The sequence below is a fragment of the Pseudomonas sp. Root71 genome (genome assembly GCF_001429045.1).
Taxonomy (GTDB): Bacteria; Pseudomonadota; Gammaproteobacteria; order Pseudomonadales; family Pseudomonadaceae; genus Aquipseudomonas; species Aquipseudomonas monachiensis.
In genome coordinates this window covers 67528-91995 of sequence record NZ_LMHY01000005.1, presented here as the reverse complement: position 1 = coordinate 91995, position 24468 = coordinate 67528, and the positions used below count along the sequence as shown (strand labels likewise).

Below are 24468 nucleotides of genomic sequence, written 5' to 3'. Positions count from 1 at the left end.
AGACCATTTAGATCTAAATCAACGCATCCGGGGCTCTTGGACAGGTATGCAGTAACGGCATCGAAAATATTCTTCGAATGCATTGGATGCAGCTGAACTGGAGGCCTTAAATGGCTTTGCTTATTTCTCAATAGCATTGATTTTGTTTTTTATAGATCGTTTTTGCATACGCCGACAACGGAGGTCATCCATGGCCCGTGTTTCTCTTCTCAGCCTGCCGCTGGCCGCGCCACCACTGGAAAACCAGCGCCTCTGGCCCAGCCTGAATCGTCGCCTGTTGCCTTGGTTGCTGCCGATCACCCTGTTCACGCTCTGGTGGCTCGCCAGCCGCAATCACTGGATGAGCGAGCAGATCCTGCCGGCGCCGAGCCTGGTCTGGAACAGCGCGGTGGAACTGTCCCAAGGCGAGTTGTGGAGCCATTTGTGGATCAGCCTGCAACGCTTGTTCTGGGGACTGCTGGCCGGGATCAGCGCCGGTGCTGTTTTGGGTGCGGCACTGGGTTTCAGTCGTCGACTGGAGCGCCTGGTATTTCCAACCTTCGCCGGGTTGGCCCAAGTCCCGACCTTGGCCTGGATTCCGTTGTTCATGGTGTTTTTCGGCATAGGGGAAGTGCTGAAGCTGGTGGTGCTGATCAAGGCCATTGTGGTGCCGGTAACCCTGCATACGCTGGTCGGTGTACGCGATGCACAACCCAAGCTGCGCGAAGCCGCCGCCGTGTTGCGCCTGCCCAGGCACCTGTTGATCCGCCGCCTGGTGCTGCCTGCCGCGCTGCCGGCCTTCATGGCCGGTGTGCGCCTCGCGCTGGCCGCCGGCTGGACTTCATTGCTCGCTGTCGAACTGCTCGCTTCCAGTGAAGGCATCGGCTACCTGATGGTCTGGGCGCGGCAGCTGTTCATGCTCGACATCGTGTTCGTGTGCATCGTGGTGATCGGCCTGATCGGCGTGGTGATGGATCGCGGCATCGGTCTGCTGGACAGGAAACTGGTGCACTGGCCGCACCCGGCCACCGCCGAAATCCGTCGCGGGCCGCGTTATCAAGGCTGGCAGCGATTGCAGCCGTGGCTGCTGCCACTGGCGCTTCTGGCATTGTGGCAACTGACCTCGGATCAGCAATGGATTGACGCGAACATTCTGGTCACCCCGCTGGCCGTCCTGCAGACCACAAAGGACGGTTTGCTCGACGGCACACTGCTTGGCGGCATGGCCCTGAGCCTGGGCCGAACACTTGGCGGATTGCTGCTCGGTGGCGGGCTCGGTTTTGCCTTGGGGCTGTTGCTGGGGTTGTCGCGCACCAGTGACCGGGTGCTCGGCCCCACCCTCGCCGCCATCCGCCAGATCGCCATTTTCGCCTGGGTGCCGCTGCTCACCGCGTGGTTCGGTCTGGGGGAATTGGCCAAGTGGGTGTTCGTTGCCCTCGCCGCCTTTTTCCCACTGTTCATCGCCACCCAACGCAGCGTCGCCAACCTCTCACCACAACTCAACGAAGCCGCGCAGGTGTTGCGCCTGAACCTGCGCCAGCGCCTCGGTCGACTGGTGCTACCAGGCGCGGCCCCGGGAATTTTTGCAGGGCTAAGGCTGAGCCTGATCTACGCCTGGCTCGGCACCATCGGCGCCGAGTACTTCATGCCGTCCAACGGCGGCATCGGCAGCCAGATGATCGGCGCCCAGCAACTGCTGCGCATGGACCTGATCATGGCCGGCATGCTGCTGGTGGGTCTGACCGGTGCCCTGCTCAACCTCATTGGCCAACGCCTGGAAATCCGCGCCACTCGCTGGAGACACGCATGAACGCACCGATTGTCAGCTTCAATCACGTGGGTAAAACCTTCGACGTCGACGGCTTCACACTTGAGGCCATTCGCGAATTCAACCTGGACATCGCCGAGGGCGAGTTCGTCGCCATCGTCGGCTCCAGCGGTTGCGGCAAATCCACTTTGCTGCGTTTGCTGGTGGGCCTCGATACGCAGTTTCGCGGGCAGATCAGCGTCGACGGAAAAGCCGTCACCGGCATCGGCGGCGAGCGTGGCATCGTCTTTCAGGAACACCGCTTGTTCCCGTGGCTGAGCGTGGCTGACAACATCGGCCTGGGCCTGGTCAACGAGCCCTTGAGCGCTGCGCAAAAGCACAAGCGCATCCATGACTTCATCGAACTGGTGGGCCTGGGCGACTTCGCCCGCGCCTATCCGCACCAACTCTCCGGCGGCATGGCGCAGCGCGTGGCCATCGCTCGCGGCCTGGTGGCCAGCCCACGGATTCTGCTGCTGGACGAACCTTTCGGCGCCCTCGATGCGCTGACTCGCCAGCAGATGCAGGACGAACTGCTGGCGATCCGCGCCCGGGCAAAAATCACCACAGTGCTGGTCACCCACGATGTCGAGGAAGCGATCTTCCTCGCCGACCGCGTAGTGGTGATGGAGCCGCGTCCGGGGCGGATCAAGCAAGTGGTCGACATTGCCCTGCCCCATCCGCGCCAGCGCAGCAGTTTCGACTTCCACCATCTGCGCGAAGAGCTGCTTCACGAACTCACCAGCGACGATCACTACCAGCCCCCGGTGCCGGTGCAGGTCCGCGATCTGCCGCTGTCCTTCATTGCCTACTGAAAAAGGAAATTCTTGATGCCGCAACGTCCCAACTTTCTAGTGATCCTGGCCGACGACCTGGGCTTTTCCGACATCGGCGCCTTCGGTGGCGAAATCAACACACCGAACCTCGATGCATTGGCCAACAATGGCCTGCGCCTGACCGATTTCCACACCGCGCCAACCTGCTCGCCGACCCGTTCAATGCTGCTCACCGGCACCGATCACCACATCGCCGGCATCGGCACCATGGCCGAAGCATTGACCCCGGACCTGATCGGCAAACCGGGTTACGAAGGACACCTGAATGATCGCGTGGTCGCCCTGCCCGAGCTGCTGCGCGAGGCCGGTTACCAGACCTTGATGAGCGGCAAATGGCACCTGGGCCTGACCGCAGAACTTGCGCCCCACGCCCGGGGTTTCGAGCGTTCGTTTTCGCTGTTGCCCGGCGCGGCCAACCATTACGGCTTCGAGCCGACCTACGATGAAACGACGCCACGGCTGCTGAAATCCACCCCGGCGCTGTACATCGAAGACGACCAATTCATCGATGAGCTGCCCAAGGATTTCTATTCCTCCGATGCCTTTGGCGACAAGCTGCTGCAATACCTCAAGGAGCGTGATCAGACTCGACCGTTCTTCGCCTACCTGCCGTTTTCCGCACCTCACTGGCCGCTGCAGGCGCCGGCCGAGGTGGTGGAAAAGTACCGCGGGCGCTATGACGCCGGCCCTGAAGTACTGCGACTTGAGCGCTTGGAAAAGCTCAAGAACCTGGGGTTGATCGAAGCCGATGTCGAGCCCCATCCGTTGATCCAGTTGACTGCACAATGGGATGCCCTGAGCGACGAGCAACGGCAGATTTCGGCGCGGGCCATGGAGGTCTACGCGGCGATGGTCGAACGCATGGACTGGAACATTGGGCGCGTCGTCGATTACTTGCGCCAGCAGGGGCAACTGGACAACACCTTCATCCTGTTCATGTCCGATAACGGCGCCGAAGGGGCGTTGCTGGAGGCCTTTCCGAAATTCGGCCCGCAGTTGCTGACCTATCTCAACCAGCATTACGACAACAGCCTGGACAACATCGGCCGCGCCAACTCCTACGTCTGGTACGGGCCGAACTGGGCGCAAGTGGCGACCGCGCCGTCGCGGCTGTTCAAAGCCTTCACCACCGAAGGCGGGATCCGTGTTCCGGCGCTGGTGCACTATCCGCAGCTGCCGCTCAAGGGACAGATCAGCCACGGGTTTGGCACGGTGATGGACATCACGCCGACCATTCTCGACCTCGCCGGCGTGCGCCATCCGGGCAAGCAATGGCACGGCAAACCCGTGGCAGAAGTTCGCGGCAAGTCGTGGCTTGGGTTCCTGTCGGGCGAGACGGCGCAAGTGCATGACGAGCACACCGTCACCGGGTGGGAATTGTTCGGACGACGGGCGATTCGGCAAGGGCAATGGAAGGCAGTGTACATCCCGGGACCGGTGGGGCCGGCAACCTGGCAGCTGTACGATCTGGGCAATGATCCGGGGGAGATTCACGACTTGGCGTCGAGTCAGCCGGAAAAGCTCAGTGCCTTGATCGAGCATTGGCAGCGGTATGTGGATGAGACTGGGGTGATCCTGAGTGAGTCGCCGTTTCAGCCGGATTGATATTGCCTGATATACCGCTATCGCGAGCAAGCTCGCTCCCACAGTGGCCGATGTGATGCAAAGATCGCATTCACACCGACAAACCCTGTGGGAGCGAGCTTGCTCGCGATGGGGCCATCAAACACACCCAATCAAGCCCCGACTGTACGCACCTTTTGCACAGCCACTTCTTCCCTGCCCTCAAACCGGTTAGCCCGCGCAAACGTGCCGAAATCATTGAACCGCACACCCATCTCGCGCATCACCTTGTGTCCCACCGGCACAGTCAACTGACGGATGTAGAACGGTTCCTTCACCACAAAGTGATGGATCCCGTGGCTGCTGCCGAAGTTGAAGCAGAACGCCTGCAACGGCCACAGCCACCACGCGTTTAGCACCTGGCACTGCTGCATCACGTTGCCCGGTTCCACGTCACCGTAGTAGTGCATGTTCGAGCTGATGAAGTGCAGGCAGAACGTGCGCAATACATTGGGGCCGATGATCACCACCGCCGCGATGTCGATCACCTGCATCACCGACAACGTGGTCGCCGACCACTCGATCGGTGCGCCCACCAGATGCGCAACGCCGTTCGCTGCGTGGAAACCGAGAAACACGTACCACGCGCCCCAATGCATCAGCGCCAGCGGTGCGTAGACCTTCAGGGTGCGCTGGACGATGCTGATCTTTTGCGCCCAGGTCCTGGCCCGCAGCATACGGATGAACGACGACATCATGTTGTCGCCAATCATCAATAATCGCGCGATGCCCCATGGCTCGCCGTTGGTGATGGCGCGTTCTTCCATGTCGGTTTCAGAGCCCGATACCTTGTGGTGATTGAGGTGCAGATGGCGGCGAATCCACGGATTGATAGTGCTCGGCCGCGCCAGCCACACCAACCCCATCATCAGGTTGTGCGGCACCTTCTGCTTGCGAAAATACATGCTGTGGATCAGGTCGTGTTCCAGCTCATGGGTCAACGAGGCGAAAAAAGCGTTGAGCAACAGGCACGCCCACCACGCCATGTGCCCGGTCATGTAGAGCGTCGCCGAACCAACCATGCCGGCCACGGCGAAGGCCAGAATGCCCGCGCCGAGGGCGTCCTGGTGCTTGAGAATCGGGTATTGCTCGCGCAATGCGACGCCTCTGGCCAGCACCACTTGGCGAATATGTGCTGATCGTTGGGCTGCATTCAGTCGCTGGGGACTTGCAGAAGTACCGTCCATGCTTCCATCCTCTGGTTATTGATGGTTGCATCCTGCCTTGCGAAGCCTCGCAACGCGGTAGCCGAGAACGCCAACCTGTTGACTGGAAGCGCCAATCAGCATGACTGAACCGACCTCCCTCGCCAGCTGGACCCGTGCCCTGCGCAAGCAACTCGATGCCCTGGGCATCGACAGCACCGCCCTGTGCCAGCAAGCGGGGCTCGACCCACAATTGATGGACGACCCGAACGCGCGCTACCCACTGTCGGGCACTACGTACCTGTGGAATCTGGCGGTGCAGGCCAGCGGCGACCCGGCGATCGGTTTGCGGGTGTCGCGTTTCGTCAGCCCGACCACTTTCCATGCGCTGGGTTATGCGCTGGTGGCCAGCGGCAGCCTGCGGGAAGTGTTCGAGCGCATCGTGCGCTATTACCAGGTGGTCAGCGACGCCCTGGAACTGGAACTGACCCGCGCCGAGGATCGCTACTGTTTCAGTCTGAAAATTCCGCTGGGCAACCCGGCCCCGGCCTTTGAAGCCATCGATGCGTTCATGGCGATTTACGTGCGCACCTGCCGCAATCGCCTGGGTCGTGATTACGCGCCGTTGGCGACCTACCTGCGCCGTCCGGAGCCGGCAGACGCGCATCAATGGCATAAAGTCTTTCGCTCGCCCGTGCACTTCGGTGCCGACGAAGACCGACTGGAGTTCGCCCTCATCGACTTCGACAGCCACCTGGACGACGCCAACCCGGAGTTGGCCGAACACAACGAAACCGTGCTCAAGCGCACCCTGGCGCAACTCAAGCCGCTGACGTGGGAGCGCAAGGTCCGCGACGCCATCGAAGAACAACTGCCCGAAGGCGAACCCAGCGCCGAGCACATCGCCAAGGCCCTGCACCTGAGCCTGCGCAGCCTGCAACGGCACCTGGCCGATGAAGGCTGCCGGTTCGACACGCTGCTCAATGAAAGCCGCGAAAACCTCGCCCTGCTGCACCTGCGCGACCCGCAGGTGTCGCTGAGTGAGATCAGTTATCTGCTCGGGTTTGCCGACACCAGCAGTTTCAGCCGTGCGTTCAAGCGCTGGACGGGGATGACGCCTGGGCAGTTTCGGGATGGGTTGCAGTGATTGATCCGGACAGTGAGTTGGCTGATCTGCCCCCATCGCGAGCAAGCTCGCTCCCACAGTTTTTTCGGTGACCACAAATCTCTGATTCACCCAGATCCCCTGTGGGAGCGAGCTTGCTCGCGATAGCGGACTGTCAGTCGACATACCTGGAGACTGACACACTGTCATCGCGAGCAAGCTCGCTCCCACAAGGGATATGCGTCGAGTTTCAGATTGTGGCCAGTTCCCGCAATCGGGCAGCATCAAGGATTTCAATTTCGCCGTAACTCAGCCCGATGATCCCCTGCCCCTGCAACTCCTTGAGGATCTGGTTGGTGGTCTGGCGCGACAGCGACAACATGGCGGCAAGCTGCTCCTGTGGCAGTTGCAGGACGCGGCGCGGTGGGGCGGTCTCGCCATAGCCTTCGGCGATCATCAGCAAGCGGTGCGCCAGCCGGGCCGGGGCCGGCAACAGGCTCAGTTGTTCGAGGTTGATGAAGGTCATGCGTAATTTCTGACTCATCAGCAATGCCAGTTGCCGCCAGTGCCGCGGATGCTCGTCGAGCAGCGCCAGCAAGGTGTTCTGGGGGATGTGCAGCAGCGTGCACTGGCCCACGCCGCAGGCATCGTGGGTGCGCGGCTGACCGTCGAACAGGCAGATTTCACCGAACCAGTGCGGCGGCTCCACCAGGCTCAGCAATGCTTCCTTGCCCTGCTCGCTCACGGCACCGACGCGCACCGCGCCCTCAAGCACTGCGTACAGACCACAGGGCGGATCGCCACGCTTGAACAGCCGCTGGCCCGGCGACAGGCGCCGCAGCCTGGCCGCCGACAGCAGGCTATCCTGTAGGGAAACAGGCAAATGGCTGAACCACTGACCGCTCATCAGGCGTGGACGCCAGACCTGCATATCCATGAAAACTCCTAGAGATTGTCGCCTGGCTGACAGAGCGGGAAGTAACCCCGGGGCATGATCAATCACCCCACAGGAGAACAACAATGAAAAGCCTCGTCGACCACCTCAGTCAATACGCCGCCTACCACCGTGACCCGCGCAACATCGCCTCGCACTTTATCGGCATTCCGCTGATCGTGGTGGCCGTCGCGGTGTTGCTGTCTCGGCCGGAATGGTCCATGGGCGGCGCGTGGCTGTCTCCGGCGGTGCTCGTTTCGCTGGCATCGGCATGGTTTTACCTGCGCCTGGAGTTGCGCCTGGGCGTGTTGATGACGGTATTGCTCGGGCTGTCGGTGTGGGCAGGCCATGCGCTGGCGCAGCAAAGCACGCTGGTCTGGCTGGGCAGCGGCGTGGCGATGTTCGTGATCGGCTGGGCGATCCAGTTTGTCGGCCATCACTACGAAGGGCGCAAACCGGCATTTGTCGATGACGTGACCGGGTTGATTGTCGGGCCGCTGTTCGTGGTGGCTGAACTGGCCTTCATGCTGGGGATGCGGCATGAGCTCAAAGAGCAGATTGAGGCGCGGGCGGGTGGGGTGCGGGTCAATCGCAAAAATGCGGCGGCTTAGGCCGCTTTAACGGATCGCAGCCTGCGGCAGCTCCTACAGAGGAAAGCTGTACCACTGTAGGAGCTGCCGCAGGCTGCGATCTTTTGACCTTAGATGTTGGCGACCTTCTGCCAGACCTTCGGCTTGAAGAACAACGTCTCGCCTTTTGCCAAACCAACCAGGCTGTCGTGATCCTTGACCACTTCGGCTTCGATCAGATCGCTCTGCCCCTCGACCTTCAACGTCACCCGTGTCGTCGCGCCCAACGGACGGATATCGCGCACTTCAGCCGCGTGGTGATCCTCCAGCTCATGGCGTGACAGCGACACCTCGTGCGGGCGGAACAGCACGTGCTTGTCTTCGCCCAGGTGCAGACGGTTGGAGTCACCGAGGAAGTGATAGACGAAATCGCTGGCCGGGTTTTCGTAGACGTCACCCGGTGAACCGATCTGCTCGATCACACCCTTGTTCATCACCACGATACGGTCGGCGACTTCCATCGCTTCTTCCTGGTCATGGGTCACGAACACCGAAGTCAGGTTGATGTCTTCGTGCAAACGCGCCAACCAGCGGCGCAGTTCTTTACGAACCTTGGCGTCGAGAGCGCCGAAGGGCTCGTCGAGCAGCAGCACTTTCGGCTCCACCGCCAGCGCTCGGGCCAGGGCAATGCGCTGGCGCTGACCGCCGGAGAGTTGCTCCGGATAGCGATCCGACAACCAGTCCAGTTGCACCATGTTCAGCAGTTCGTGAACCTTGGTTGCGATCTGGCTTTCGCTCGGGCGCTGGTTTTTCGGCTTCATGCGCAGGCCGAACGCGACGTTGTCGAACACCGTCATGTGGCGGAACAAGGCGTAGTGCTGGAACACGAAACCGACGTTGCGATCCCGCACGTCATGGCCGGAAACGTCTTCACCGTGGAACACGATGTTGCCCCGGTCCGGGGTTTCCAGGCCGGCGATGATCCGCAGCAGTGTGGTCTTGCCGCAACCCGACGGGCCGAGCAACGCGACGAGTTCACCGCTCTGGATGTCCAGGCTGATGTTGTCCAGCGCCTTGAACGCGTTGAAATTCTTGCTGACGTTACGCACTTCGATCGACATGAATTATTCCTCCGCGGCGCTGGCGCGCAGGCGGTTAATACGGTTTTCGCTCCACTGCTTGAGCAGCAGGATGAAGAGCGCCAGGATCAGCAACAGGCTCGCCACGGCGAACGCGGCCACGTGGTTGTATTCGTTGTAGAGGATCTCGACGTGCAACGGCAGGGTGTTGGTCACCCCGCGAATGTGCCCGGAAACCACCGACACCGCACCGAATTCCCCCATGGCCCGCGCGGTACACAACACCACGCCGTAGATCAGGCCCCATTTGATGTTGGGCACGGTGACGTGCCAGAACATCTGCCAGCCGTTGGCCCCTAGCAGGCGCGCGGCCTCCTCTTCCTGGGTGCCTTGCTCCTGCATCAGCGGGATCAGCTCACGAGCCACGAACGGCACGGTAACGAAGATCGTCGCCAGCACGATGCCCGGCAGGGCGAAGACGATCTGGATGTCGTGGTCCTGCAGCCATGGGCCGAACAGGCCCTGGGCGCCGAACATCAGCACATAGACCAGACCGGCGATCACCGGCGACACCGAGAACGGCAGGTCGATCAAAGTCACCAGCATGCTCTTGCCGCGGAACGAGTACTTGCTCACGCACCAGGCGGCGCTGACACCAAACACCAGGTTCAGCGGCACGGAGATCAGTACGGCGATGACCGTGAGCTTCAGTGCCGACAGCGCGTCCGGCTCGAAGATCGCAGTGAAGAACGCCCCGAGGCCGAGCTTCAGGCCCTGGGACACCACGATGAACAGCGGCAACAACAGGAACAGCGCAAAAATCAGCCAGCCAAGGCCGATCAGGATTCGCCGCGAAGTCGCACTGCCACGACGGGCAGCGTTCGAGGAAGCGGCAGCAATAGACGATTGGGACATGGGTGCGCCTCCTTATGGGGTTTCGATGCGCCGCTGCAACAAGTTGATCAGCAGCAACAGGACGAAGGAAACCACCAGCATCAGTACACCAATGGAGGTAGCGCCGGTGTAATCGTATTGGTCGAGCTTGACCATGATCAGCAGCGGCAGAATCTCGGTTTTCATCGGCATGTTGCCGGCGATGAAAATCACCGAACCGTACTCGCCGACCCCGCGGGCAAAGGCCAAGGCGAAACCGGTGAGCCATGCCGGAAGCAGTGCCGGCAGCAGGATATGGCGAAAGACCTGCAAGGGTTTTGCACCCAGGCACGCCGCCGCTTCTTCCACTTCACGGGGAATATCCGCCAATACTGGCTGTACGGTACGTACTACGAATGGAAGTGTCACAAAAGTGAGGGCAAGGGTGATGCCCAGGGGGGTGTAGGCGATCTTGAAACCCAGATCCGCTGCAAACTGACCCACCAGACCGGTAGGGGTGTACAACGCTGTCAGTGCAATACCGGCCACCGCCGTGGGCAATGCGAACGGCAAGTCGATCATTGCATCGATCACTTTTCGTCCAGGGAAGGTATAGCGCACTAATACCCAAGCCAACAGCGTGCCGATGATGCCGTTGATGATCGCGGCACACAGGGCGGTGCCGAAGCTGAGCTTAAGCGCGGCCAGCACCCGTGGCGCCGAGATGATTGCCCAGAACTGATCCCAGGTGAGTTGAGCGGCATGCACGAACATTGCCGCCAGTGGTATGAGCACAATCAGGCTGAGGTACACCAAGGTGTAGCCCAGCGTCAGCCCGAAGCCGGGTATGACGGGGGAGATACGACGCGACATAAAAGTCCTTGGTTGAGAACGCACTGAGCCCCGGAGGTGAATCCGGGGCTCGTTGATGGCTATTTAAGATTACTGCGCCTGATAGATCTGGTCGAACACGCCTCCGTCATTGAAGAATTTCGGCTGTGCGGTTTTCCAGCCGCCGAAGTCCTTGTCGATGCTCACCAGTTCCAGTTTCGGGAACTGCTGGGCGTACTTGGCGGCCACGTCCTTGTCACGTGGACGATAGAAGTTCTTCGCCGCGATTTCCTGGCCGGCCGGGCTGTACAGGTGCTTGAGGTAAGCTTCGGCGATCTGCTCGTTGCCCTTTTTCTCGGCGTTCTTGTCGACCACCGCCACCGGTGGCTCGGCGAGAATCGACAGCGAAGGCACGACGATGTCGAACTTGTCGGCGCCGCCCTCTTCTTTCAGGGCCAGGAAGGCTTCGTTTTCCCAGGCCAGCAATACATCACCCTGACCGTTGTTGACGAAGGTAATGGTCGAGCCGCGAGCGCCGGTATCCAGCACTGGCACGTGCTTGAACAGGGTTTGTACGTATTCCTTGGCCTTGGCTTCGTCGCCGCCATTGGCTTTCAAGCCATAGGCCCAGGCCGCGAGGAAGTTCCAGCGTGCACCGCCGGAGGTTTTCGGGTTCGGCGTGATCACCGAGACGTCATTCTTGACCAGGTCGCCCCAGTCCTTGATGCCTTTAGGGTTGCCCTTGCGCACCAGGAACACGATGGTCGAGGTGTAGGGCGTGCTGGCGTCCGGCAGGCGTTTTTGCCAGTCGGCCGGCAGGGTTTTGCCGAGCTTGGCGATTTCGTCGATATCACCGGCCAGGGCCAGGGTCACGACGTCGGCACGCAGGCCATCGATCACCGCACGGCCTTGCTTGCCCGAACCGCCGTGGGATTGCTGGACCTTCACGGTGTCGCCCGCGTGATCCTTCTGCCAGAACTTGATGAACTCGGCGTTGTAGTCCTGGTACAGCTCGCGGGTCGGGTCGTACGACACGTTGAGCAACTCGTAGTCCTTGGCAACGGCGGAACCGGCAAAAAGGGCGCTGGCCAGGGCGGCCAAAGCGAAATGACGAATCGACGACATGGTGAAAGCTCCTGGAATTCTTGGTTTGTTGGCTTTTTTATGGATTTCTGGAATCGCGTTGCCGGTTCAAAGATCGCAGCCTTCGGCAGCTCCTACAGGTGATTGCGTGCTTCTGTAGGAGCTGCCGCAGGCTGCGATCCCCTTCAGCCCGACTTGTTGCCCGGCTGCTGCAAACGGAATTTTTCTTTGCGCTCGATCTGCACCACCTGGGCGTTGTGCACGGTGATTTCCACGGCACCAAAGCGCAGATCGCGCAGGGCACTCTGGATTTCACGCAGGATGGTGGCTTCGTCTTGACCGTCGACGCTACGCAGGGATGCGCTCATATTGCTGCTCCTTCAACTGAGAGGTTGCCTCGCAGTGTCGGCACTGCTTGCGGCTTGAGAGCAATACTAGAGAGGTGTAGATATTCTTAAAAAGACTATTTAAGAATGTTTATATAACCAGAAGAGATTAACTGAAGGGACAAGGGCTTGAGGTGAATCACCCCTTTTCAGACACACCAAAAAACCTCCCACAGGGTTTGCGCCTATCCGATCACCGGCGCATGCATCCAATCGAGCTGCGCCGCCGACACCGGCCGCCCGAACCAGTAACCCTGACCCAGATCACACCCCTGCTCGAGGAGGAAAGCTGCCTGTTCGACCTGCTCGATCCCCTCGGCATGCACCTGCATACCCATGCTCTGGGCCAGGGCAATGATCACCCGCGAAATCGCTGCATCATCCTCATCCCACGGCAATCCGGCGACGAAGCCCTGGTCGATTTTCAACTTTTGTACCGGCAGACGCTTGAGTCGCAGCAGCGATGAATAACCGGTGCCAAAGTCGTCGATGGCCAGGCGCACACCCAGTTCGCGCAGGCGATGCATCTGCTCCAGCGCGACCTCCGGGTCCTCCATCACCGCGCTTTCGGTAACTTCCAGCTCCAGAAACGCCGGTTCCAGCCCGGTTTCACGCAAGACCTGCGCCACCTGCCGATACAGCTCACGGCGGGCGAACAGGCGCGAAGAAACGTTGACCGCGACAAACGACAACACCACCCCGCCCTGCTGCCACTGGCACATCTGCCGGCACGCCTGCGCCATGACCCAGGCATCGATTTCAGCAATCAGACCGGTTCGTTCGGCGACCGGAATGAATTCCGCCGGCGACACCAGGCCCCGCTGCGGGTGCTGCCAACGCACCAGCGCCTCGACGCCAATCAGGCGGCTGGTCTTGAGGTCGTGAACCGGCTGGTAATGGACCCGCAGCTCTTGCCGTTCCAGGGCACGGCGCAACTCGAAGGCGATCTCCACCCGTTGCTGGGCATGGGCCGTCAGCTCTTCGGTGTACAGGGCATAATCATTGCGCCCCGTGCTCTTGGCCTTGAACAGTGCAGAGTCGGCATTGCGCAGCAGTTGCTCGACACTCAAGGCATCGCTGGGGAACAGGCTGATGCCGATGCTGGTGTTGATGGACAGTGGGTGCCCATCAATAAGAAACGGCTCTTTAAGACCATCGATGATCCGCTGGGCCAACGCAGCGGCCTGAACCAGTTGCGGACAGCTTTCGGCAAGTATGGCGAACTCATCTCCGCCCAGCCTGGCCAAGGTGATGCCCGGACCGAACATGGCGTCCAGGCGCTCGGCCACAGCCTTGAGCAACTGGTCGCCAATGCTGTGCCCGAGGCTGTCGTTGATCATCTTGAAGTGATCGAGATCGATCATCAGCAGCGCGCAGCCACGCTTGTGCACCTGTGCCGAGGCCAGGGCCTGTTCGGCGCGGTCGGTGAACAGCAGGCGGTTCGGCAGGTCGGTCAGCGGATCGTGGTGCGCCAGGCGCATCAGTTCGTGTTCGGAGTTCTTGATTGCACTGATGTCGGAAAACACCGCCACATATTCGCTCGGCCGGCCGAAATCGTCATGGATCAGGCGGATCGTTTGCCATTGCGGGTAAATTTCGCCGCTTTTACGCCGGTTCCAGATTTCCCCACTCCACTCCCCGACACTGGCGAGCGAGGCAAACATCACCTGATAGAACTCAGGGGAATGTCGCCCGGACTTGAACAGGTTGGGCCGCTGTCCCAGCACGTCCTCACACCCGTAACCGGTGATTTCCATGAACGCCCGGTTTACATGGATGATCAGGCCTTCCCGATTGGTAACCAGCACGCCTTCGCGGGTGCAGTCGAACACGGCCGCTGCCTGGCGCAAGCGCATGCGGTCGGCATCGCGCTCACGCAGTTTGGCGCCGATACCCAGACACCGCAGCAGCCGCGCCCGGGCAATGAAGATCAACCCGGCGCTGAACAGCACCCAGACATAACCGTTGATCAGTTGCCATCGCAGTCGCTCGGCAGAGCTATCGAAGAAACTGTTTAATAAATAGCCACTGATCTGCAGCCAAACCACAGAAAGCAACAGATAGAGCAGCGCTGCGCGCAAGGCATCGCGATAGGTGGCAGACATCCGGCAATCCATGTCCCTACAAAAAGTTTGGAATTATAGTTGAAAGACACATCCAGCCACTCTTATCTGAAAGGGCGACTGGTTTTCTGTGTGGGCTTAGTGATAATGCAACGGCTGTTTTTTCTTTATCGAGGGCCCTACAGCCTATGTGGTACGAAGGTTTTCTTGGCTTGTCGCCCTGGTCGCTGGTAGCAGTCACCCTGCTGATGACCCACGTCACGATCATCGCCGTCACGGTCTATCTGCATCGTTACTCCGCCCATCGCTCCCTGGAGCTGAATGGGGGGCTCAAGCATTTCTTCCGTTTCTGGCTGTGGCTGACCACGGCGCAGAACACCCGCGAGTGGACCGCCATCCACCGCAAGCATCACGCCAAATGCGAGACCGTCGATGACCCGCACAGCCCGGTCATCAAGGGTTTGTCCACGGTGCTGCGCAAAGGCGCCGAGTTGTACCGCGCCGAAGCGGAAAACCCCGAGACCCTGCGCATCTACGGCAAGAACTGCCCCGAAGACTGGATCGAGCGCAACCTCTACAGCCGATACCCGCTGCTGGGCATCGCGATCATGGGTGTTATCGACCTGCTGCTGTTCGGCACCATCGGCATCACCATCTGGGCCATCCAGATGATGTGGATTCCGGTGTGGGCCGCCGGCGTGGTCAATGGCCTGGGCCATGCCATCGGCTACCGCAACTTCGAATGCCGCGATGCGGCGACCAACCTGGTGCCTTGGGGCATCCTGATTGGCGGCGAAGAACTGCATAACAACCATCACACCTACCCTAACTCGGCAAAATTGTCGGTGAAGAAGTGGGAATTCGACCTGGGCTGGGCGTGGATTAAAGTCTTCAGCTTCCTGCGCCTGGCCAAGGTTCAGCGGGTTGCACCGATTGCCCATCGCGTCGAAGGCAAGGGCAACCTGGACATGGACACCGCCATGGCGATCCTCAACAACCGCTTCCAGATCATGGCCCAGTACCGCAAATTGGTGATCGGCCCGCTGGTCAAGCAAGAGCTGGAAAAGGTCGATCACTCGGTACGCCACCAGTTCCACCGGGCCAAGCGCCTGCTTTCGCGGGAGACCAGCCTGCTGGATGACAAACACCATGTACGCATCCAGAACATGCTCGAGCACAGTCAGGCGCTGAAGGTAATTTACGAGAAACGCCTGGCCCTGCAGCAGATCTGGGTCAAGACCAGCTCAAATGGTCACGACATGCTGGCGGCCATCAAGGACTGGGTACACGAAGCCGAAGCCAGCGGGATTCAATCCCTGCGCGACTTCGCCGATCAGTTGAAGACCTACTCCCTGCGCCCTGCCGCTGTCTGAAAAACCCAGTGGGAGCGAGCTTGCTCGCTCCCACTGGGTTATGTGGTGTGACTGCAATATCGCGCCATCAGTACCGCCCGGCGGGAGCCAGCTCTCTCGTGACAAAGGGTGGGAACTTCACCCGAAAAGCCCTATCTCAAAGACACTTCGCCATCCCCGGCGGGCTTGGTGTTGGCCGCGAACTAACACGCGGCATGCCCTTTGAGATTTGTGTCGATGGCCCAGAAAAACCTGCAAGACTCATCTCCGTCACATGGGCCCGAGGCCGCGCAGACCCTGATAGCGCTGATGCATGCCCAAGGCGAAGTCGCACGCCTGAGCGAACGCGAACAGTTGCTCAATACCTTGCTGATGAGCGTCAACGCGGTGCTGTGGGCCTTCGATTGGGAAACCCGCCAGGTGCTTTACGTCAGCCCCGCCTATGAACGGATCTTTGGCCGTTCGGCTGATCGGCTGCTGGTCGACTGCAACCAATGGCGCGACAGCATTTACCCTGACGACCTGGACTATGCCGAGCGCAGCCTGGCCGAGGTGCTGGACAAGGGCGCCGTCGAAGACCGCGAGTATCGAATCATTGCCGCCGATGGCCAGGTACGCTGGCTCAGCGACAAATGCTACGTCAACCGCCAGGCCGAACCGGGGCAACCCGTGATCATCGTCGGCATCGCCGAAGACATCACCGACAAGAAGCGGATGGAAAGCGAGCTGCATCGCCTGGCAACCACCGACGCCCTGACCCAAAGCAGCAATCGCCGGCATTTCTTCGAATGCGCCCACCAGGAATTCGCACACGCCCGGCAACGGGGCCAACCGCTGTCGTTCCTGATGCTGGACATCGATGACTTCAAAATCATCAACGACACCTACGGTCACCAGGAAGGCGACAACGTGTTGCAATGCATCGCCGATAGCGGCCGCGCGGCGTTGCGTCGTGGCGACCTGTTCGGGCGCATTGGCGGTGAGGAGTTCGCAGCGGTGTTTCCCGGCTGTACGCCGCAGATGGCCCTGCAAGTAGCGGAACGCTTGCAACAGCAGATTCAGCGAATGCGTTTCACCCATGAAGGCCAGACGTTTGGCATCACCGTCAGCCAGGGCCTGACCTGCCTGAGCGCCGCGGACGAAAACGTGGAGAACCTGTTTTCCCGGGCGGATGCCGCGATGTACCGGGCCAAGCGCGAGGGCAAGAACCGGATTGTCACTGCCTGACAGGTCACCACAGCCCCCATGTGGGAGCGGCGGTGCGGCGATCCGACTTGCTCGCGAAGGGGCCGTGTCAGTCACCTTTTATGTCGACTGACATTCCGCTTTCGCGAGCAAGCCCGCTCCCACAGGGAATCGCGTTCGCCCTTATTTCCTGCGCAAACGCATCAACTCCGGCAAACCGATCTTGAGCAACCGCGCCGTCCGGCTCTTCGCCAGCGCCTCAATGCCCTCATGCTCGGTCAGGCGCGCCATCTGCGCCGCCATGTTCATCACCAGCGCTTCGCGGGAGTAAACCCCGCCACCGAGCTGGTAGGCCGCCGCAATCAGCTCCCGCAACTCCAGCGGCAGGCGCCAGCGCGTGCGCAAGGCCGAACCATAGGCCGCGCCAAATTCAACCAGCGCTTCACCCACTTCCTCCTGCTCGTCCAGTTCGCCACCGGCCTGTTTCCATTCCTGCAAACAGCGCAGCAACGCCAGATCGCCGAGACGATGCAACATGCCGGCGCAATAACAGCGCTCCTGATCCAGATCGAGCAGGCGCGCCAGGGTTCGCGCGTATTCGGCGGTGTGCAGCGATAGATCCCAGTAGCGCTCGGCATAGTCGGCCAATTGCGGATCGCTGAGCCGGGCACTGCGCTTGAGCGCCAGGCCGAGAATCAGGTTCATGCTCTGCCCGGTGCCCAGGCGATGCAGCGCCTGGGACAGGGTTTGCACACCGCTGCCGTGGTGCTGGGCCGCGCTGTTGGCAGCGGCGATCAACACGGCCGTCACCTGCGGATCGGTGCGGATTTCGTCTTCCAGCACCGTCAGGTCGAGGCCGTTGGGATTGAGGCTGCGTTTGACCGCCACTTGCACGTCGGTCATCAGCGGCGCGCCGTCGGCCAATTCCCGGCGACGCTCCAGAAACACCGACAACGTCATGCCCGGTGCCAGCGCCGGCACTTCGCACGAGACTTCTTCGCCAGCGTTCAGCAGCAACCCCTGCAACCGTTGGGTCAGGCTTTGCATATTCAGGGGCTTGGTCAGGTACGCGGCCGGCACCAGCGGCAAGGCCTCGCGCACGCTGGCACTGTCGTTGCGACTGCTCATGAGGATGAAGGGCAGCGGCGGGTTGCGTTTGCGCTGACGGACATTGCGCAGGACATTCAGGCCATCGACGCCCGGCAACTCCCAGTCGGCGATCACCAGGTCATAGGGGTGGGCGGCCAATAGCTCCAGCGCTTGCTGGCCATCGGCGCACAGATCCAGCCGGGCATCGCAGCGTACGTTCAATAACACTTCCTTGAGCAGATCCCGGGACCAGGGGTCGGCCTCGGCAATCAGGACTCTTGGAACGGCGGGTAAAATGACAGTTGTCATACAGCTCTCCCTGGCAATGCAGGAACCTTATCCAATGCTGGCCATTCGATACAGCGCTAATGCGCGGGATCTGTTTCCAGGGGCATGAAAAAACCCGCCGAAGCGGGTTTTTTGTGGATCAGGTCACACCGGGGATCAGAGCTCGGAGAAGCACTCTTCGATGATCGCCAGGCCTTTGTCCAGTTGCTCGTCCGGCGAGGTCAGCGGTACCAGGACGCGCAGAACGTTGCCGTAGGTGCCGCAAGACAGCAGGATCAGACCCTTGTCGCGAGCCTTGGCCACAACCGACGCCACGGCTGCAGCGTTCGGCTTGTGGCTGTCGCCGTTTTCGAACAGCTCGACAGCGATCATCGCGCCCAGGGCACGGACTTCACCGATCACCGGGTATTTGGCCTGGATGGCCTTCAGGCCGGTTACCAGACGCTCGCCAACAGCCTTGCAACGATCCAGCAGGTGCTCTTCTTCGAACACTTCCATCACGGCCAGGGCCGCGGCGCAAGCGATCGGGCTACCGGCATAGGTGCCGCCCAAGCCGCCTGGAGCGATGGCGTCCATGTATTCGGCCTTGCCGCACACACCGGCCAGCGGGAAGCCGCCAGCGATGGATTTGGCGAAGGTGGTCAGGTCGGCAGCAACGCCCATCTGCTCCATGGCGAAGAACGTACCGGTACGGCCAGCGCCGGTCTGTACTTCGTCAGCGATCAGCAGGATGCCGTGCTGGTCGCACAGGGCACGCAGACGCTTCATGAACTCTTTAGGCGCGACGTAGAAACCGCCTTCGCCCTGAACCGGCTCGATGATGATCGCGGCGATGTCTTTCGGCTCGGCGTCGTTCTTGAAGATGCGTTCGATGGAAGCGATCGAATCGTCGATGCTCACACCGTGCAGTTCGTTCGGGTACAGCGCGCGGAAGATGCCGCCTGGCATCAGGCCCATGCCGGCCGAGTAAGGCACGACTTTACCGGTCAGGCCCAGGGTCATCATGGTGCGACCGTGGTAAGCGCCGGTGAAGGCGATCACGCCGGCACGGCCAGTGGCGGCACGGGCGATCTTGATGGAGTTTTCCACGGCTTCGGAGCCGGTGGTCACCAGCAGGGTTTTCTTGTCGAAATCACCTGGGACCTTGGCGTTGATTTTTTCGCACACTTCCACATACGGCTCGTAGGCCAGAACCTGGAAGCAGGTGTGGGTCAGCTTGTTCAGCTGCTCGGTCACGGCGGCGATGACTTTCGGGTGCACGTGGCCGGTGTTCAGCACGGCGATACCGCCGGCGAAGTCGATGAACTCACGACCTTCAACATCGGTTACGGTCGCGTTCTTCGCGGAATCGGCGAAGATCGGGTGAATCTGGCCAACACCACGTGGAACAGCGGCGGTACGGCGGGCCATCAAAGAAGCGTTAGTCTTGCTCATACATTCCTCATTCACCGCTCATCGGGCGGCGTGGTTCAAGGATAAAGCGACGGGGAGCAACGGCGGCAGCATGCGATGATCGACTGCCACAGTGTTCCCGGTCACAGAGAAAATTCCGGTTTTACGCACGCAAAGGAACAGCGCTCTCGTGCCCTTTGCGTTTCAAGCAATACCTTCTCGGCTTATACCTTCGAGCTTAGATGCCCAGGCAGAGGTATTTAATTTCCAGGTAATCTTCGATGCCGTACTTGGAGCCTTCACGGCCCAGGCCCGAGGCCTTGATGCCGCCGAACGGCGCGACTTCGTTGGAGATCAACCCGGTGTTGACGCCGACCATGCCGTATTCCAGGGCTTCAGCCACACGGAACACACGGCCCAGGTCACGAGCATAGAAGTACGAGGCCAGACCGAACTCGGTGTCGTTGGACATCGCGATCACGTCGGCTTCGTCTTTGAAACGGAACAGTGGAGCCAATGGACCGAAGGTTTCTTCCTTGGCCACGGCAGCGTTGTTCGGCACGTTGGTCAGAATGGTCGGCTCGAAGAAGTTGCCTTCCATCGGCTTGCCGCCGGACAACACGGTGGCGCCTTTGGAAATGGCGTCAGCGATGTGCTCTTGCACCTTGGCCACGGCTTTTTCGTCGATCAGCGGGCCAGTGGTGGTGCCGTCTTCCAGACCGTTACCGATCTTGAGCTTGGCCACAGCCACTTTCAGCTTCTCGGCGAACGCGTCGTAGACCGAATCCTGAATGTACAGGCGGTTGGCGCAGACGCAGGTCTGACCGTTGTTGCGATACTTGGAAATGATCGCGCCTTCGACGGCCTTATCCAGGTCCGCGTCGTCGAACACGATGAACGGCGCGTTGCCGCCCAGCTCCAGGGACACTTTCTTGATGTCCTTGGCGCATTCCGACATCAGTTGACGACCGATTTCGGTCGAACCGGTGAAGGACAGCTTGCGCACGATCGGGTTGCTGGTCAGCTCGCTGCCGATGTCACCGGCGCTGCCGGAAACAACGCTGAACACGCCAGCCGGGATGCCGGCACGCTGGGCCAGTTCGGCCAGGGCGAAGGCGGAAAACGGAGTTTGCGAAGCAGGCTTGAGCACCATGGTGCAACCGGCGGCCAGGGCCGGGCCGGCTTTACGGGTGATCATTGCAGCCGGGAAGTTCCACGGGGTGATTGCAGCGGTCACGCCGATTGGCTGCTTGATCACGATCAAGCGCTTGTCTGGCTGGTGGCCCGGAATCACGTCACCATAGATGCGCTTGGCTTCTTCGGCAAACCACTCGATGAAGGAAGCGGCGTAAACGATTTCGCCCTTGGCTTCGGCCAATGGCTTGCCTTGCTCCAGAGTCATCAGGCGAGCCAGGTCGTCCTGGTTCTCGATGATCAGCTCATACCAGCGACGCAGCTTGGTCGCACGCTCTTTGGCGGTCAGTGCACGCCAGGCCGGCAGCGCTTTGTCAGCGGCTTCGATCGCACGGCGGGTTTCGGCAGCGCCCATTTTCGGCACGGTGCCTAGAATTTCGCCCGTTGCCGGGTTGTTGACCTTGATCGTCTGACCATTGTCCGCATCGACCCACGCGCCATCGATGAAGGCTTGCTGGCGGAACAACTGGGTGTCTTTAAGCTGCATGTCGGCTTTCCTTAACAGCACCGCAACGAATGCGGAGCAAATTATGATTGTAGAAAGGCGCCTCGATAGGCTGCCGTCAGGGAAATCATTCACCGGGCTGAAGCACATAAATAGCGCACTGATTCAAATCGTGCGGTTCAGCACCCAGACAAGAGCGTTTGAAATCTCAAACGAATCCTAGGATCAAAGGGGGTAAAGGACAATAGCCTGTTCGAAAAAAAGAACGAAAACGACGCTTTTGCCTATTTTTTCTGATCAACGTAGCAAACGCGCGTTACCGCTTTGAAAAAACGCAGGCGATTCAGCAGCATGGACGCCCGCAGTGCATATGCGTATCATGGCGGCCGCTGCACCAGTAGCTCAGCTGGATAGAGTACTGCCCTCCGAAGGCAGGGGTCGTGGGTTCGAATCCCGCCTGGTGCACCATACGTTGTAACGAGAAAGCCTCAGGCCTTATGGGCCTGGGGCTTTTTTGTGGGTGTTGTTTCGTCCTGAATAAGGTTTACACCTTCTGGCTTTTTCGGCGAACGGCATCGGCAGCCTGCTGCGGGCGTTGAAACTGCCACCCGAAATTTGCGCATGACGACGCGCTATCCCACTGCTGCCTGAGGCACCTGATCCACATCCTCTCCAAAGTTTCCTTGGCCTTATCTTCTTGAGTTTGATTAAAATGATGGCACATTGCCTCAAATCACAATGGATTGTCCCGCTCGGGATTTCTTACGCTCATAGAGATATTAGAAATGATGATGTTAAAACGCTGCCTGGTGCTTTCGATTGCTGCCGTTCTTGCTGGTTGCCAAACGAGCGGTGAGGAGTATCAAGCAGATGTATTCGACGCCAGTCAGGTAAACACTCAGCAGGAAGCTAAAACCGTCAAAATCCTTACGATTTCGCCGAGCAAGATTAAAGTCAGCAACGAAAAGAACAAAAAAGCAGCCATGATGGCGGGCGGGGTACTGGGTCTGATCGGTGGTGCCGCACTGGGCAACACTAAAAACACTGACACGGCCATTGTCGGCGGTGTAGCCGGTGGCGCTGCAGGCGCCATGGCGGGCTCGATGGTCAATGACACCACCCTGGTACCGGGCGTGCTGATTGGTTATTCCGAAAGCGGCAAGATCTTCACTTCTGCCCAGGTGGGTCGCCCTTGTGAGTTCAAGGTTGGCGAAATATCCCTGATGGTGATGACGATCTCCAACGAAACACGCATTCAGCCGAATGCGACCTGTCCAGAACCCAAGAAAAGCTAAGGGGGGTCGGACATGAAACATATTGTTTTCGGCTCGGTCTTCGCACTGCTCGCCATGCCGACATTGGCGGGCCAATTCGACAATCTGTATCAAATCGAACAGCAAACCAAACAGGCTGAAGCGGCCGCCGAGGCCGAACGCATCCGCCAGGCGGCAGCCGAGCGGTCACGCGAGGAGGCCCGTAGCGCTGCTGATCGTCGGCAACGGGCAGTGGCACAGCAAGCTGCGCAGCAAAGGGCTCTTGAGCAGCGCAAAACACAAGAACTTGAACACAAGCGTGTGCAAACCCGTGAAGAAGGCTTCGAAGACGAGTTGCGCGCACTGGAGCTGGAAGAGCGCCGCCTGGCACTACAGGCCAAGCGCGCGCGCACCGCACGCGCCAACGACTACATCGATGCGGAGTTGCGTGACAGCGCGGCACGCACCGATGTGATCCAGTCTGAAGCCGACTCGGCACGCAATGTGACCTCCGGTGCCAAGTCTCTGCTGGAAGACTCCGGCAAGGCTGAAGTCAACCGCTCCAGCCGCTTGTTCGGCGAGTAATCTTCCTATCGATCTTCCCCGGACCCTGGTCCGGGGCATCCGTTATCAGAGATGAATTCATATGCTGCGTTTATGTACGCTGATTGCCGCGGGACTACTGCTGAGCGCCTGCTCCAAAGAAGACCCCAAAGTCCAGGTTCCAGCTGTCGACCTTCACGGACGCCTGGTGGTGGACCAGGAGATGACGACCAGTCGTCAAGCCCAAGGTATCAATGGTGAATATTACAAGCGCGTCCTCACCGTTAATGGCCAAGAAATGGTTTTTGCCGACTTCATCAAGCAATTTTGCTCTGACGCCAACACCCGCGACGAAACATGCCTGAAAGCCTTTCGCATCAAGAAAATCGACGATGTCAGCGGCGCAACCAAGTTTCTCCCCAATGGGCTCTGACACTATCAAGTACGCCAGATACAGCCCCTCAGGGCTTTAGCCTGGACCCACAAAAAAACCGCCGAGGCGGTTTTTTTTACTCTGTCGTCCAGTCGAACTCGTCGTACTCATCATCGTCCTCGTCGTCCTCGAAAAGCTCCTCTTCGAGGTCGTCGTCTTCAACAACGTCTTCTTCCGGCTGGTTCAGCAGAAAATCCTTGCGACTCTCGGTAATCGCTCGCCGCAGTTCCTCGCCCTTTTGTGGGCAGTTGAGCATTTGGGCGATGCGGTCGATTTTTTTTGCCACGGCATCCTCCAACGCATCGGCTATAGCCTGATAGTGCGCGCTTTCAGGGGTGGATGCCAAATCCCCGGAATGCCGCGCACTTCAGTTGTCTGCAAATCCGCTGGGGCGATCAGCCTTCAGCGGTGATAGCGCCGCACCACGCTGCTGTTTTTCAGGACATGGCCTTGGATTTTTTCCAGCAACTGCGCACGGGTCAGGCCGGCGGGCAAGGCGTCCGGTGGCAGGTCCAGGGCGTAGATCTGGATGATGTAGTGGTGCGCACTGTCGCCAACGGGCGGGCAAGGGCCGATGTAGCCGGTGGTTGCCTTGCTGTTGGTACCGCCGACGCCCTCGAGGCCGGGTTTGCTCCCGGCGCCGGCCGGGATCTGGTGGGTGCCGGCCTTGATGCCGTAGTGCACCCAGTTATCGACGCCCTGGCCTTTCTGGCCGTCTGGGTCGTGCATGACGATGGCGTAGCTTTGGGTGGCTGCCGGGCCGGCGTTCCAGTTCAAGGCCGGAGAAATATTATGTCCGCCACAACCCGCGGAGTCGCTGGCGGCGGCCGACGTGAACAGGCGGTCATCGGAGACGCCGGGAATGTTCAGGGTGAAGCGCTCCTGGGCCTGCGCCGGGAACTGCACACAAAGGGCGACTGCCAAGGCCGCGAGCCAAGGGTTCATTGAGGTCAATCGGGGCATACCGGAGCACCTTGTGCG

At 60.1% G+C, this 24468-nt stretch carries 23 protein-coding genes and 1 tRNA gene; 11 read left to right on the top strand and 13 right to left on the bottom strand.

Features of this window, described 5'->3' with window-relative positions; genetic code table 11:
* Nucleotides 1–190: 190 nt before the first annotated feature.
* The 3 genes from ASD95_RS06645 to ASD95_RS06635 are packed head-to-tail and all read left to right on the top strand — an operon-like array spanning nt 191 to nt 4227.
* Nucleotides 191–1789 (top strand): ABC transporter permease, encoded by a 1599-nt coding sequence (locus ASD95_RS06645; RefSeq protein ID WP_056726958.1) that lies wholly within the window; start codon nt 191–193, stop codon nt 1787–1789.
* A complete protein-coding gene (locus ASD95_RS06640; protein WP_056726959.1) occupies nt 1786–2601 on the top strand; it encodes an ABC transporter ATP-binding protein in 816 nt (271 codons plus the stop codon). Before ASD95_RS06645 ends, ASD95_RS06640 begins: the two co-directional genes overlap by 4 nt.
* Before the next feature lie 15 nt (nt 2602–2616).
* A complete protein-coding gene (locus tag ASD95_RS06635) occupies nt 2617–4227 on the top strand; it encodes an arylsulfatase (RefSeq protein ID WP_056726960.1) in 1611 nt (536 codons plus the stop codon).
* 131 nt (nt 4228–4358) lie between these two features.
* Here the strand turns inward: ASD95_RS06635 and ASD95_RS06630 are convergent, their stop codons facing one another.
* Nucleotides 4359–5432: a fatty acid desaturase gene (locus ASD95_RS06630; RefSeq protein ID WP_056726961.1), complete on the bottom strand. Its 1074-nt coding sequence runs from the start codon at nt 5430–5432 to the stop codon at nt 4359–4361.
* Between the two features lie 100 nt (nt 5433–5532).
* On the opposite strand from ASD95_RS06630, the gene ASD95_RS06625 reads away from it, so the two are divergent.
* Complete coding sequence (locus tag ASD95_RS06625; RefSeq protein WP_056726962.1) at nt 5533–6537, top strand: AraC family transcriptional regulator; 1005 nt, start codon at nt 5533–5535, stop codon at nt 6535–6537.
* Between the two features lie 208 nt (nt 6538–6745).
* Here the strand turns inward: ASD95_RS06625 and ASD95_RS06620 are convergent, their stop codons facing one another.
* Nucleotides 6746–7432, bottom strand: coding sequence for a Crp/Fnr family transcriptional regulator (locus ASD95_RS06620; RefSeq protein WP_056726963.1), 687 nt, complete (start codon nt 7430–7432; stop codon nt 6746–6748).
* 83 nt (nt 7433–7515) lie between these two features.
* Between ASD95_RS06620 and ASD95_RS06615 the strand changes: the two genes are divergently transcribed.
* Nucleotides 7516–8040, top strand: a complete 525-nt coding sequence (locus tag ASD95_RS06615) for an Mpo1 family 2-hydroxy fatty acid dioxygenase (protein ID WP_056726964.1) — start codon at nt 7516–7518, stop codon at nt 8038–8040.
* A gap of 89 nt (nt 8041–8129) precedes the next feature.
* Here the strand turns inward: ASD95_RS06615 and ASD95_RS06610 are convergent, their stop codons facing one another.
* The 6 genes from ASD95_RS06610 to dibA all read right to left on the bottom strand — a co-directional run bounded on the left by ASD95_RS06610 (nt 8130) and on the right by dibA (nt 14355).
* The gene (locus ASD95_RS06610; protein WP_056726965.1) at nt 8130–9119 is read right to left on the bottom strand and encodes a sulfate/molybdate ABC transporter ATP-binding protein; all 990 of its coding nucleotides are present in this window, start codon (nt 9117–9119) and stop codon (nt 8130–8132) included.
* Between the two features lie 3 nt (nt 9120–9122).
* Nucleotides 9123–9992: a sulfate ABC transporter permease subunit CysW gene (gene cysW, locus ASD95_RS06605; RefSeq protein WP_007972954.1), complete on the bottom strand. Its 870-nt coding sequence runs from the start codon at nt 9990–9992 to the stop codon at nt 9123–9125.
* Between the two features lie 12 nt (nt 9993–10004).
* Nucleotides 10005–10823: a sulfate ABC transporter permease subunit CysT gene (gene cysT / locus ASD95_RS06600; protein ID WP_007972956.1), complete on the bottom strand. Its 819-nt coding sequence runs from the start codon at nt 10821–10823 to the stop codon at nt 10005–10007.
* Between the two features lie 69 nt (nt 10824–10892).
* A complete protein-coding gene (locus ASD95_RS06595) occupies nt 10893–11906 on the bottom strand; it encodes a sulfate ABC transporter substrate-binding protein (RefSeq protein WP_056726966.1) in 1014 nt (337 codons plus the stop codon).
* A gap of 143 nt (nt 11907–12049) precedes the next feature.
* On the bottom strand, nt 12050–12232 hold the full coding sequence (oscA, locus tag ASD95_RS06590; protein WP_056726967.1) for a sulfur starvation response protein OscA: 183 nt from the start codon (nt 12230–12232) through the stop codon (nt 12050–12052).
* A 203-nt stretch (nt 12233–12435) separates the two neighbouring features.
* On the bottom strand, nt 12436–14355 hold the full coding sequence (gene dibA / locus ASD95_RS06585) for a phosphodiesterase DibA (RefSeq protein ID WP_056726968.1): 1920 nt from the start codon (nt 14353–14355) through the stop codon (nt 12436–12438).
* Nucleotides 14356–14501: 146 nt separating this feature from the next.
* Between dibA and desA the strand changes: the two genes are divergently transcribed.
* On the top strand, nt 14502–15686 hold the full coding sequence (desA, locus tag ASD95_RS06580) for a delta-9 fatty acid desaturase DesA (RefSeq protein ID WP_056726969.1): 1185 nt from the start codon (nt 14502–14504) through the stop codon (nt 15684–15686).
* Nucleotides 15687–15902: 216 nt separating this feature from the next.
* Nucleotides 15903–16892 carry a GGDEF domain-containing protein gene (locus ASD95_RS06575; protein ID WP_056726970.1) on the top strand — a complete coding sequence of 330 codons (990 nt, stop codon included), beginning with the start codon at nt 15903–15905 and terminating at the stop codon, nt 16890–16892.
* A gap of 141 nt (nt 16893–17033) precedes the next feature.
* Here the strand turns inward: ASD95_RS06575 and ASD95_RS06570 are convergent, their stop codons facing one another.
* The 3 genes from ASD95_RS06570 to gabD all read right to left on the bottom strand — a co-directional run bounded on the left by ASD95_RS06570 (nt 17034) and on the right by gabD (nt 21300).
* Complete coding sequence (locus ASD95_RS06570) at nt 17034–18248, bottom strand: response regulator (protein ID WP_056726971.1); 1215 nt, start codon at nt 18246–18248, stop codon at nt 17034–17036.
* A gap of 135 nt (nt 18249–18383) precedes the next feature.
* Nucleotides 18384–19661 (bottom strand): 4-aminobutyrate--2-oxoglutarate transaminase, encoded by a 1278-nt coding sequence (gene gabT, locus ASD95_RS06565; protein ID WP_007994487.1) that lies wholly within the window; start codon nt 19659–19661, stop codon nt 18384–18386.
* A 196-nt stretch (nt 19662–19857) separates the two neighbouring features.
* A complete protein-coding gene (gene gabD, locus ASD95_RS06560) occupies nt 19858–21300 on the bottom strand; it encodes an NADP-dependent succinate-semialdehyde dehydrogenase (RefSeq protein ID WP_056726972.1) in 1443 nt (480 codons plus the stop codon).
* A gap of 349 nt (nt 21301–21649) precedes the next feature.
* On the opposite strand from gabD, the gene ASD95_RS06555 reads away from it, so the two are divergent.
* The 4 genes from ASD95_RS06555 (at nt 21650) to ASD95_RS06540 (ending at nt 23487) form a co-directional block, all read left to right on the top strand.
* A tRNA-Arg gene (locus tag ASD95_RS06555) sits at nt 21650–21726 on the top strand.
* Between the two features lie 317 nt (nt 21727–22043).
* Nucleotides 22044–22553, top strand: a complete 510-nt coding sequence (locus ASD95_RS06550; RefSeq protein ID WP_056726973.1) for a hypothetical protein — start codon at nt 22044–22046, stop codon at nt 22551–22553.
* Nucleotides 22554–22565: 12 nt separating this feature from the next.
* Nucleotides 22566–23096 carry a DUF5384 family protein gene (locus ASD95_RS06545; protein WP_056726974.1) on the top strand — a complete coding sequence of 177 codons (531 nt, stop codon included), beginning with the start codon at nt 22566–22568 and terminating at the stop codon, nt 23094–23096.
* A 61-nt stretch (nt 23097–23157) separates the two neighbouring features.
* Entirely contained in the window at nt 23158–23487 is a 330-nt protein-coding gene (locus tag ASD95_RS06540) for a hypothetical protein (protein WP_056726975.1), read from the top strand.
* Between the two features lie 76 nt (nt 23488–23563).
* Here the strand turns inward: ASD95_RS06540 and ASD95_RS29330 are convergent, their stop codons facing one another.
* A complete protein-coding gene (locus ASD95_RS29330; RefSeq protein WP_223541561.1) occupies nt 23564–23833 on the bottom strand; it encodes a hypothetical protein in 270 nt (89 codons plus the stop codon).
* 56 nt (nt 23834–23889) lie between these two features.
* Nucleotides 23890–24450: a YbhB/YbcL family Raf kinase inhibitor-like protein gene (locus ASD95_RS06530; protein WP_056726977.1), complete on the bottom strand. Its 561-nt coding sequence runs from the start codon at nt 24448–24450 to the stop codon at nt 23890–23892.
* Nucleotides 24451–24468: the final 18 nt, after the last annotated feature.